12 protein-coding genes are annotated in these 9,444 nt (G+C 67.9%); 8 read left to right on the forward strand and 4 right to left on the reverse strand.

What is annotated here, in order from left to right:
• Positions 1-220: 220 nt before the first annotated feature.
• The 8 genes from sufB to VF106_RS07890 are packed head-to-tail and all read left to right on the forward strand — an operon-like array spanning position 221 to position 6,634.
• On the forward strand, positions 221-1,633 hold the full coding sequence (sufB, locus tag VF106_RS07855; protein WP_414638894.1) for a Fe-S cluster assembly protein SufB: 1,413 nt from the start codon (positions 221-223) through the stop codon (positions 1,631-1,633).
• The gene (sufD, locus tag VF106_RS07860) at positions 1,634-2,791 is read left to right on the forward strand and encodes a Fe-S cluster assembly protein SufD (RefSeq protein ID WP_330838922.1); all 1,158 of its coding nucleotides are present in this window, start codon (positions 1,634-1,636) and stop codon (positions 2,789-2,791) included. It begins immediately after the preceding gene.
• A 34-nt stretch (positions 2,792-2,825) separates the two neighbouring features.
• On the forward strand, positions 2,826-3,140 hold the full coding sequence (locus VF106_RS07865) for a non-heme iron oxygenase ferredoxin subunit (RefSeq protein ID WP_330838923.1): 315 nt from the start codon (positions 2,826-2,828) through the stop codon (positions 3,138-3,140).
• Positions 3,141-3,168: 28 nt separating this feature from the next.
• Positions 3,169-3,942: a Fe-S cluster assembly ATPase SufC gene (gene sufC / locus VF106_RS07870; protein ID WP_330838924.1), complete on the forward strand. Its 774-nt coding sequence runs from the start codon at positions 3,169-3,171 to the stop codon at positions 3,940-3,942.
• A gap of 23 nt (positions 3,943-3,965) precedes the next feature.
• Positions 3,966-5,225, forward strand: a complete 1,260-nt coding sequence (locus VF106_RS07875; RefSeq protein ID WP_330838925.1) for a cysteine desulfurase — start codon at positions 3,966-3,968, stop codon at positions 5,223-5,225.
• Positions 5,222-5,668: a Fe-S cluster assembly sulfur transfer protein SufU gene (gene sufU, locus VF106_RS07880; protein WP_330838926.1), complete on the forward strand. Its 447-nt coding sequence runs from the start codon at positions 5,222-5,224 to the stop codon at positions 5,666-5,668. The genes VF106_RS07875 and sufU overlap by 4 nt, the downstream gene beginning before the upstream one ends.
• Positions 5,665-6,231: a Uma2 family endonuclease gene (locus tag VF106_RS07885; RefSeq protein ID WP_330838927.1), complete on the forward strand. Its 567-nt coding sequence runs from the start codon at positions 5,665-5,667 to the stop codon at positions 6,229-6,231. The genes sufU and VF106_RS07885 overlap by 4 nt, the downstream gene beginning before the upstream one ends.
• Before the next feature lie 16 nt (positions 6,232-6,247).
• Positions 6,248-6,634: a metal-sulfur cluster assembly factor gene (locus tag VF106_RS07890; protein WP_330838928.1), complete on the forward strand. Its 387-nt coding sequence runs from the start codon at positions 6,248-6,250 to the stop codon at positions 6,632-6,634.
• Here the strand turns inward: VF106_RS07890 and VF106_RS07895 are convergent.
• The 4 genes from VF106_RS07895 to VF106_RS07910 all read right to left on the reverse strand — a co-directional run.
• Positions 6,631-7,854 (reverse strand): neutral zinc metallopeptidase, encoded by a 1,224-nt coding sequence (locus VF106_RS07895; RefSeq protein ID WP_330838929.1) that lies wholly within the window; start codon positions 7,852-7,854, stop codon positions 6,631-6,633. The genes VF106_RS07890 and VF106_RS07895 overlap by 4 nt on opposite strands.
• Positions 7,851-8,258, reverse strand: coding sequence for a MerR family transcriptional regulator (locus VF106_RS07900; protein WP_330838930.1), 408 nt, complete (start codon positions 8,256-8,258; stop codon positions 7,851-7,853). The genes VF106_RS07895 and VF106_RS07900 overlap by 4 nt, the downstream gene beginning before the upstream one ends.
• A gap of 51 nt (positions 8,259-8,309) precedes the next feature.
• Positions 8,310-8,630, reverse strand: a complete 321-nt coding sequence (locus VF106_RS07905; RefSeq protein WP_330838931.1) for a hypothetical protein — start codon at positions 8,628-8,630, stop codon at positions 8,310-8,312.
• The coding region (locus VF106_RS07910) for a lycopene cyclase family protein (RefSeq protein WP_330838932.1) at positions 8,627-9,444 on the reverse strand (818 nt) is incomplete at its 5' end. The genes VF106_RS07905 and VF106_RS07910, both read right to left, overlap by 4 nt.

Genomic DNA, 9,444 nt, shown 5'->3' on the forward strand with positions numbered 1-9,444 from the left:
GATCTCGGCCCCGTGACCGTCGCCTACGTGATCTTCACCGTGATCGTCGGATCCGTCGTGACGCGGGTGCTGGCCCGGCGGGTCGACCGCTGGGAGCCGGCCGACGCCGCCGCCCGCCACGGCTAGGCACGGGTGCGAATCCGACCTGGCAGATAGACTTCAGGGAGCAGGGGCGGGTACCCTTGGGGTGACCGCCGGAGCCCGCCGATCGAGGAGCGACATGGTCGTCAGCCAGGAAGAACACCTGAAGGAGCTCTCCAAGGGCTACCGCTTCGACTGGAAGGACCCCTCCCACGCCGTCTTCGAGCCGAAGCGGGGCCTCTCGGCCCGCGTGGTCGAGGAGATCAGCGCGCTCAAGGACGAGCCCGAGTGGATGCGCAAGTACCGGCTGAAGGCGCTGAAGCACTTCGACAACCGCCCGATGCCCTGGTGGGGGGCGGACCTGTCGGACATCGACTTCGAGAACATCTACTACTTCATCCGCTCGACCGAGAAGCAGGCCCAGAACTGGGAGGACCTGCCCGACGACATCAAGGGGACGTGGGACAAGCTCGGGATCCCCGAGGCCGAGAAGAAGTACCTCGGCGGCGTCAGCGCCCAGTACGAGTCCGAGGTCGTCTACCACAAGATCAAGGAGGACCTCGATCAGCAGGGGGTCCTGTTCACCGACATGGACTCCGCGCTGCGGGACCACCCCGACATCGTGAAGGAGTACTTCGGCACGATCATCCCGCCGAACGACAACAAGTTCGCGGCGCTGAACACCTCCGTGTGGTCCGGCGGCTCGTTCATCTACGTGCCGAAGGGTGTGCACGTGGACATCCCGCTGCAGGCCTACTTCCGGATCAACACCGAGAACATGGGCCAGTTCGAGCGGACCCTGATCATCGTCGACGAGGGTGCCTACGTGCACTACGTCGAGGGCTGCACCGCGCCGATCTACAGCTCCGACTCGCTGCACTCCGCGGTCGTCGAGATCATCGTGAAGAAGGGCGGCCGCTGCCGGTACACGACCATCCAGAACTGGTCGAACAACGTCTACAACCTGGTCACCAAGCGCGCAAAGGCCGAAGAGGGCGCGACCATGGAGTGGATCGACGGCAACATCGGCTCCAAGGTCACCATGAAGTACCCGTCGGTGTTCCTGATGGGCGAGCACGCCAAGGGCGAGGTCCTGTCGATCGCGTTCGCCGGCGAGGGTCAGCACCAGGACGCGGGCGCCAAGATGGAGCACCTCGCGCCGTACACCTCCTCGACCATCGTGTCGAAGTCGGTGGCGCGCGGCGGCGGCCGGACCTCCTATCGCGGTCTGGTGAAGGTGGCCAAGCGGGCCCACCACTCGAAGTCCACGGTGAAGTGCGACGCGCTGCTGGTCGACCAGATCAGCCGCAGCGACACCTACCCGTACGTGGACATCCGTACCGATGACGTGTCCATGGGCCACGAGGCGACCGTCTCGAAGGTCAGCGAGGACCAGCTGTTCTACCTGATGTCCCGCGGCCTCACCGAGGACGAGGCGATGGCGATGGTCGTGCGCGGCTTCGTCGAGCCGATCGCGCGTGAGCTGCCCATGGAGTACGCACTTGAACTGAACCGGCTCATCGAGCTGCAGATGGAAGGGGCCGTCGGCTAAATGACGTCCGTTGCACAGACACCGCATTCCCACGGTGCGGTGGTACCCGCGGCGTCACGCGCCGAGCAGTTCGCCTCCTTCGACGTCGAGGCGTTCGAGGTGCCCGGTGGACGCGAGGAGATCTGGCGCTTCACGCCGATGAAGCGGCTGCGCGGCCTGCACGACGGCACCGCGGTCGCCGGCGGTGAGCTGTCCGTGTCCGTCGACAGCGGGGAAGCCGAGGTCGAGACGGTCAGCCGCGACGACTCGCGGCTCGGCGAGGCCGGCACGCCCGCCGACCGGGTGGCCGCGCAGGCGTACTCGTCGTTCACCAAGGCCACGGTGATCACCGTGCCGAAGGACACCCGCGCTGGCACCACGACCGTGACCATCACGGGCCCCGGTGAGGGCAAGGTCGCCTACGGGCACCTGCAGATCCGGGCCGAGCGGTTCGCCGAGGCCGTCGTGGTCCTGGACCACCGGGGCAGCGGCACGGTCGCGGACAACGTCGAGCTGATCGTCGGTGACGGCGCCAGGTTGACCGTGGTCAGCGTGCACGACTGGGCCGACGACGCCGTGCAGGTCTCAGCGCACCACGCGAAGCTGGGCCGCGACGCGACCCTGCGCCACCACCTGATCGCGCTCGGCGGCGACCTGGTTCGCGTCAGCCCGACCGTGGCCTTCGCGGGCCCCGGCGGCGACGCCGAGCTGAACGGCCTGTACTTCGCCGACGCCGGCCAGCACTTCGAGATGCGCACGTTCGCCGACCACGCCCAGCCGAACTGCAAGTCCAATGTGGTCTACAAGGGCGCGCTGCAGGGCGACAACGCTCGCACAGTGTGGATCGGCGACGTGCTGATCCGGGCCGCGGCCGAGGGCACGGAAACCTTCGAGCTGAACCGGAACCTGGTGCTGACCGAGGGCGCCCGCGCCGACTCGGTGCCGAACCTGGAGATCGAGACCGGCGAGATCGCCGGCGCCGGTCACGCCAGCGCCACCGGCCGGTTCGACGACGAGCAGCTGTTCTACCTGCAGGCCCGCGGCATCCCCGAGGGCGTGGCGCGCCGGCTGGTCGTGCGCGGCTTCTTCCACGAGCTGCTCATGAAGATCGGCGTGCCGGAGATCAGGGAGCGCCTGGAAGCGGCGATCGAAGCGGAACTCGAGGCGGTCGGGACATGATCCGCGCCGACGTACTTTTTCGCGCGGAGGCGCAATGATCAGAGCGTGTGCCCTGTCTGATTTGGACGACGAGAAGCCGCACGGCGTCGAGATCGACGACGAGCCGGTTGTCCTTGTCCGCCAAGGGGACGAGGTGCACGCGCTGCGGGACGAGTGCAGCCACGCCACTCTCGCGCTGTCCGAGGGCGAGGTGACCCGCAAGGGCATCGAGTGCTGGCTGCACGGTTCCTGCTTCGACTTGCGCACCGGGGAACCGTCCTCGTTGCCGGCCACCGAGCCGGTGGACGTGTTCCCGGTCGAGATCCGCGACGGCGACGTGTACGTCGACGTCACCACCACCAAGAACTGACTCAGGTACCAAGGAGAAAGCACAGAAGATGGCCACGCTGGAGATCAAGGATCTACACGTCTCGGTCGCCACGGACGAGACCGCCAAGGAGATCCTGTCCGGGGTCAACCTGACCATCCGCTCGGGTGAGACGCACGCGATCATGGGCCCCAACGGGTCCGGCAAATCCACTTTGTCCTACGCCATCGCCGGCCACCCCAAGTACGAGGTGACCTCCGGTGAGGTGCTGCTCGACGGTGAGGACGTGCTGTCGCTGACCGTGGACGAGCGGGCCCGTGCCGGCCTGTTCCTCGCCATGCAGTACCCGGTCGAGGTGCCCGGCGTGTCCATGACCAACTTCCTGCGCACCGCCGCCACCGCGGTCCGTGGCGAGGCCCCGAACCTGCGCCACTGGGTCAAGGAGGTCAAGGGTGCGATGGCCGACCTGGAGATCGACCCGGCCTTCGCCGAGCGCTCGGTGAACGAGGGTTTCTCCGGCGGTGAGAAGAAGCGCCACGAGATCCTCCAGCTCGCGCTGCTCAAGCCGAGGATCGCGATCCTGGACGAGACCGACTCCGGTCTGGACGTCGACGCGCTGCGTGTCGTGTCCGAGGGCATCAACCGCGTGAAGGCGGGCGGCGAGGTCGGCGTCATGCTGATCACCCACTACACCCGCATCCTGCGCCACATCACCCCGGACTTCGTGCACGTGTTCGCCGGCGGCAAGATCGTCGAGTCGGGCGGCCGTGAACTGGCCGACCAGCTCGAGGAGCACGGCTACGTTCGGTTCACCGGCAAGCAGGAGCCGGCCTCGATCGGCTGACCAGCCCCGAAAGGTTCCCGGCCATGACCCCCACCACTGTTGCCGGCCTGGACGTCGAGACGATCCGCAAGGACTTCCCGATCCTGTCCAGGCTGGTGCACGGCGACAAACCGCTGGTGTACCTGGACAACGCGGCGACCTCCCAGAAGCCGCGCCAGGTGCTCGACGCGATCGTCGAGTACTACGAGAAGCACAACGCCAACGTGCACCGCGGTATCCACACGTTGGCCGAGGAAGCCACCGCCCTGTACGAGGGCGCGCGGGACAAGGTGGCGGCGTTCGTCAACGCGCCGAACCGGCACGAGGTGATCTTCACCAAGAACTCGTCCGAGGCGATGAACCTGATCGCCCGCGTGCTCGGTGAGGCAGGCCCCGGCTACCGCGTCGGCCCCGGCGACGAGATCGTCATCACCGAGATGGAGCACCACAGCAACATCGTGCCGTGGCACCAGCTCGCGGAGCGGACCGGCGCGACGGTCAAGTGGTTCACCATCACCGACGAGGGCAGGCTCGACCTGTCCACACTGGACTCCGTGATCACCGAGCGGACGAAGATCGTCTCGATGGTGCACGTGTCGAACCTGCTCGGCACGATCAATCCGGTCGAGACGGTCATCAAGCGGGCCCGTGAGGTGGGCGCGCTGGTGTTGGTCGACGCGTCGCAGTCCGCGCCGCACCTGCCGCTCGACGTGACCGAGCTTGGCGCGGACTTCGTGGCGTTCACCGGACACAAGATGCTCGGCCCGACCGGGATCGGCGTCCTGTGGGGTCGCCTGTCGCTGCTCCAGGAGCTACCGCCGTTCCTCGGCGGCGGTGAGATGATCGAGGTCGTCACGATGGAGCGGTCGACCTACGCGCAGCCACCGCACAAGTTCGAGGCCGGCACCCCGCCGATCGCCGAGGCGGTCGGTCTCGGCGCCGCGGTCGACTACCTGACGACGGTCGGCATGCCGGCCATCGCCGCACACGAACACGAGCTGACGGAGTACGTCCTCGAGGCACTGTCCGCCGTGGACGGTGTGAAGATCATCGGCCCGCCGACGGCTGTCGGGCGGGTGGCCGAGGTGTCGTTCACGCTCGAGGGAATCCACCCGCACGACGTCGGCCAGGTGTTGGACGAGCTCGGCATCGCCGTGCGCGTCGGCCACCACTGCGCCCGACCGGCCGTGATGCGGTACGGAATTCCGGCGACCACGCGGGCGTCTTTCTACCTGTACAACACGACCGCCGAAGCGGATGCGCTGGTGGCGGGCCTGGCACAGGTGAAGAAGGTCTTCGGATGAATCTGGAGTCGATGTACCAGGAGATCATCCTGGACCACTACAAGAATCCGCACGGCCGCGGCCTGCGCGAACCGTTCGACGCGGAGTCGTTCCAGGTGAACCCCACCTGCGGCGACGAGGTCACCCTGCGAGTCGCGTTGGCGGACGACAAGGTGACCGACGTGTCCTACGAGGGCCAGGGCTGCTCGATCAGCCAGGCCTCCACGTCGGTACTGACCGACCTGGTGACCGGCCGGCCGGTGGCCGAGGCGATGTCCACGATGGACACCTTCGTCGAGATGATCCAGGGCCGCGGCCAGGTGGAACCGAACGAGGACGTACTGGAGGACGGCATCGCCTTCGCGGGCGTGGCCAAATATCCGGCGCGGGTGAAGTGTGCTTTGCTGGGCTGGATGGCGTTCAAGGACGCGGTGTCCCGCGCAAGCGAAGGAACGAACCGATGACTGCCGCGGTGTGGCCGGACCACCTGTTAACGCTGGAGGAGTTCGTCGAACTCCCCGAGGACAACAGCCGGCGCTACGAGCTTCAAGAAGGCGTACTCATCGTGAGCCCTCGGGCGAATCTTTTTCATCAGCGGGTCGCACATCGTCTGGTGACCATGCTGAATGACCAGCTCCCGTCGGAGTGGGAAGCTGTCGGCGATGGCGAGATGATCACCGACCCCGGCTTTCCCGCTAGCGTCCGAGTTCCTGACGTGGTTGTGGTCGAGGAGAAACTCGTCAGCTCGGCGGCGGCGCGTTTCACCGCGGAGGACGCACTTCTTGCGGTGGAGATCATCTCGCCGGGATCCCAGCGAACCGACACCCTGGTCAAGCCGGTTGAGTGCGCGAAGGCGGGGATACCCAACTACTGGGTGATCGACCTCAACGATCCGTTGTCGCTTGTGGCGTACCACCAGGTCGGAGACCTTGGTTATCAGAAGGCGCCGGCGGTCACCGGGACATTCACGACGAGCGAGCCGTTCTCGCTGCGGGTTGACCTGGCCGCGTTGTCGCGGCGGGCCTGAGCGAGGGGAGAGACCAATGACTGAAGAAGTTGGGCGCGGAGTGGACTCGTTGCCGGAGCCGCCCGCGCCGAAGGCGGATGTCGCCGCGATCGAGGATGTCGAGGAGGCGATGCGGGACGTCGTCGACCCCGAGCTCGGCATCAACGTCGTCGATCTCGGACTGGTCTACGACATCCGCGTCGAGGACGACAACACAGCGACGATCGACATGACGCTGACGTCGGCGGCCTGCCCGCTGACCGACGTGATCGAGGACCAGACCCGCGCCGCACTCGTGGCCGGGCCCGGTGGTGGGCTCGTCGGCGACTTCCGGATCAACTGGGTCTGGATGCCGCCGTGGGGTCCGGAGAAGATCACCGAGGACGGCCGCGAGCAGCTGCGGGCCCTGGGCTTCACCATCTAGATCCACACGTTGCAGGCGGCAGGGGTTCGTTGCTGGAACCCCTTGTCCAGCCACGTCTGCGCGTCCGGCGGGGCGTCCACAGTAGACAGGCGAGCACGGATCTCGCTCGTGATGTTGCTGTCGACGGCGCCCCGCCCCGACATCGCGCCGGCGACGACACCGGCCAGGCAGGTCGCCTGCTGGGCGAGCCGCTTCTCGACCTCCTCCCGCGACGAGTTGGGCACGGCGGCGACGAGTTGTTCGAGCCCGGTCGTGTACTGGAGGGCGCTGGCGTACTCGCGGAGGAAAACTCCGAGGTAGCGGCCGGGGAAGCGCCCGTTCTGCTCGGTGTCGCGCAGGTGGGCCGGGGTGAGGTAGACGGTGCCGTCGCACTGCGTGGATGCGCTGGTGGGCGCGAGCTCACCACACGAACCAGCGGCGCTGGGCCCGGTGACCGTGACAACCGTGACGGCGACGTCGTCGAGTCCGGCTTCCCGCAACACATCTCGCCATGCGGTGTCCGCGCAGACCTTGGCCGCCGCGTAGAACTCGGCCTGCTGTTCGTCGGCGGGATCGAAGCGGGGAAGCGCGCACAGGGTGTCACCCATCCGCGCGGTGGAGCTGGACAGTGGATGCGCGGCCATCTCGGCGAGCGGCCCGCGCTGAGTTGTCGTCGTCGGTTGGGTGGGCGTGCTGATCTCGGGAATCACCGGCCCGGCAGCGGTCCCGGCGATCTCCCGCTGCGGCCGCATGACGGCGACCACCGCCGCGAGCGCGACCAACCCGACGACGATCACGACCGCCGCCCCCAGCGAGACGTAGTAGGCAGGGCGGTGAGCGGCAACCGGCGGCAGCGGAGGCGCCTCGGCGCGCCAGACCAGTTCGTCCGGAGGCGGCGGCTCGAACTCGTCGAAGGGCCAGCCCCCGACGGTCGGTCCGGTCGTGGTGGGTTCATCGGTCCCGACGGCGGCGGTGGGTTCATCGTCGTTGGGGAGTTCGTGGCCGGAGTCCGAGCCGTACATGGTCGGGCCGTCGACACCAGCCAGGGGAGGGGCCGGTGTCGTGCTCGCGAAAGGGCCGATCGGCTTGAGTGTCGTCGGGCCGTACGTTGCCAGGGCTTCGGTGTCGAACGGTTGGCCCGGTTCAGGCGTCGGGTCGTCGGGCGAGCCCCCGAAACGGCCGGTGGCCGGCTCCATCGCCGTCGGGCCGTCCACCCCTGGGTGGTCTCGCTCGTCGGTCATCTGGTCGGGCTGGCGTGGCTTTGCCGGTGCTGGGCCATCTCCCGCTGGTAGTAGCCGATCTTCGAGCGGATGTGCTCCTGCTCCACCCGCAGGTTCGCGATCTTCTCGTCGATGTCGCGGTCGTGTTCCCTCAGCAGCTCCAGCCGTTCGGCCACCGTCTCGTCACCGCCGCGGGCGAGTTCGGCGTAGCGCACCATCCGCTGGATCGGCATGCCCGTCTCCCGCAGACAACGCAGGATCCGCAGCCACGCCAGGTCATCCTCGGTGAACACGCGCTGGCCGCCCGAGTTGCGGGCGATGTCGTCGAGGAGTCCGATCCGCTCGTAGTAACGCAGTGTGTCGAGGCTGAAGCCGGTCTGCGCCGCGACCTGTCCCGGTGAGTAGAGCTGCTCCACCGGGCCCATTCTTCCATCACCTCGCGCTGACACCCAGTCTTCTGCGCGAACACCCTGTGTTCACCTGGCCAGCCAGCGCGCGTACTGCTGCCGGTCCGCTTTGGTGACTTTCGCCCGCTCTGTCACCGAAAGAGTGAACCAGTCGGGTCGCATCTGCTGCGGGAACTCGGCCAGGGCGAGCACGTCGCGGTAGTCCTTGCGGGCGGCGTCGACGTAGTGCCGCGGCGAGACGCGCTTGTCCTCGTCGGTCAGCTTGACGATGGCGAGCTGGACGCGGAGGCGCTCCTGCCCGGCGTACTCGTCGAGCTGGCGTTGGATATCCGCGGGATCGGCGGCGGGGAAGACCTGCCGAATCTTGGCGAGAAGCTTCTGGGGCGTCATGGCTTGATCATCTTCCGGCGAAGGTGGTTGGGGGCGGCGCGAAAGAGCGCGGCCATCGCGGCGGCGGTGCCCACCGGATCGGCCCGGCCCGACAGGTAGGCCCGCTGATGGTGGGCAGGCAGCGCGAAGAACAGGTCGAAGAACTCCTCGTGCTCGGCGGCGGTCAGGCTGAGCAGGGTTGCCAGCCCACGGCGGCGCAACCGATACACGAGCCGCGCACGTGCCGGCCACAGGACACGCCGAACGGCCCGCCGACCCACCCGAACGGCGGACGCGACCTCGGGTGCCAGCCGGAACGTGTCGGCAAGGCTGAAACCGGTCGCGGGATGCACGAGCCCGGCCGCCGCCCCGAACGGCACCGGCCCGTTGTCCCACAAGGGAGGTGGCCCCACGTCGACGGGAAACCGCACGCGCTCGACCGGCCCGTCGACCGGACCCACCCGCGCGTGAAGCCGGTCCCGCAACTCGTCGAACCCGAGCCCGGGTCGCCGCGCGAGGCAGGTCTCTTCGAGGAGAACGCGGCCGTCGGGCAGTGGAACGGCGTAGAGGAAGGTGGCGGGCTCGGAGAACGGGGCTGGTTGCCGCCAGTCCATGAAGACGGCCGTCCCGTCCCCAGCCAACGAGGATTCCGGCACCACGACCCCGAACGCGGTCTGCTCGACACGATCGGCGTCCCGACGCGCACCGGTGGCGTCGAACACCATGCCGGCCCGCAGGACCTCACCATCGACCAGCCGAACGGACGTGGCCGTCATCTCCACCGCGCGGGCCTTCACCACCTCGATGCCCTCCTGGGCGAAGGCGGCCAACACAC

The organism is Actinophytocola sp. (assembly GCF_036378875.1).
Taxonomy (GTDB): Bacteria; Actinomycetota; Actinomycetes; order Mycobacteriales; family Pseudonocardiaceae; genus Actinophytocola.

Bases quoted from the DNA above. Each gene is read 5' to 3' on its own strand.
- VF106_RS07865 (WP_330838923.1), top strand. From the start codon at position 2,826: ATGATCAGAGCGTGTGCCCTGTCTGATTTGGACGACGAGAAGCCGCAC.
- sufD (WP_330838922.1), top strand. From the start codon at position 1,634: ATGACGTCCGTTGCACAGACACCGCATTCCCACGGTGCGGTGGTACCC.
- VF106_RS07890 (WP_330838928.1), top strand. From the start codon at position 6,248: ATGACTGAAGAAGTTGGGCGCGGAGTGGACTCGTTGCCGGAGCCGCCC.
- sufB (WP_414638894.1), top strand. From the start codon at position 221: ATGGTCGTCAGCCAGGAAGAACACCTGAAGGAGCTCTCCAAGGGCTAC.
- sufU (WP_330838926.1), top strand. From the start codon at position 5,222: ATGAATCTGGAGTCGATGTACCAGGAGATCATCCTGGACCACTACAAG.
- VF106_RS07900 (WP_330838930.1), bottom strand. From the start codon at position 8,258: ATGGGCCCGGTGGAGCAGCTCTACTCACCGGGACAGGTCGCGGCGCAG.
- sufC (WP_330838924.1), top strand. From the start codon at position 3,169: ATGGCCACGCTGGAGATCAAGGATCTACACGTCTCGGTCGCCACGGAC.
- VF106_RS07885 (WP_330838927.1), top strand. From the start codon at position 5,665: ATGACTGCCGCGGTGTGGCCGGACCACCTGTTAACGCTGGAGGAGTTC.
- VF106_RS07875 (WP_330838925.1), top strand. From the start codon at position 3,966: ATGACCCCCACCACTGTTGCCGGCCTGGACGTCGAGACGATCCGCAAG.
- VF106_RS07905 (WP_330838931.1), bottom strand. From the start codon at position 8,630: ATGACGCCCCAGAAGCTTCTCGCCAAGATTCGGCAGGTCTTCCCCGCC.
- VF106_RS07895 (WP_330838929.1), bottom strand. From the start codon at position 7,854: ATGACCGACGAGCGAGACCACCCAGGGGTGGACGGCCCGACGGCGATG.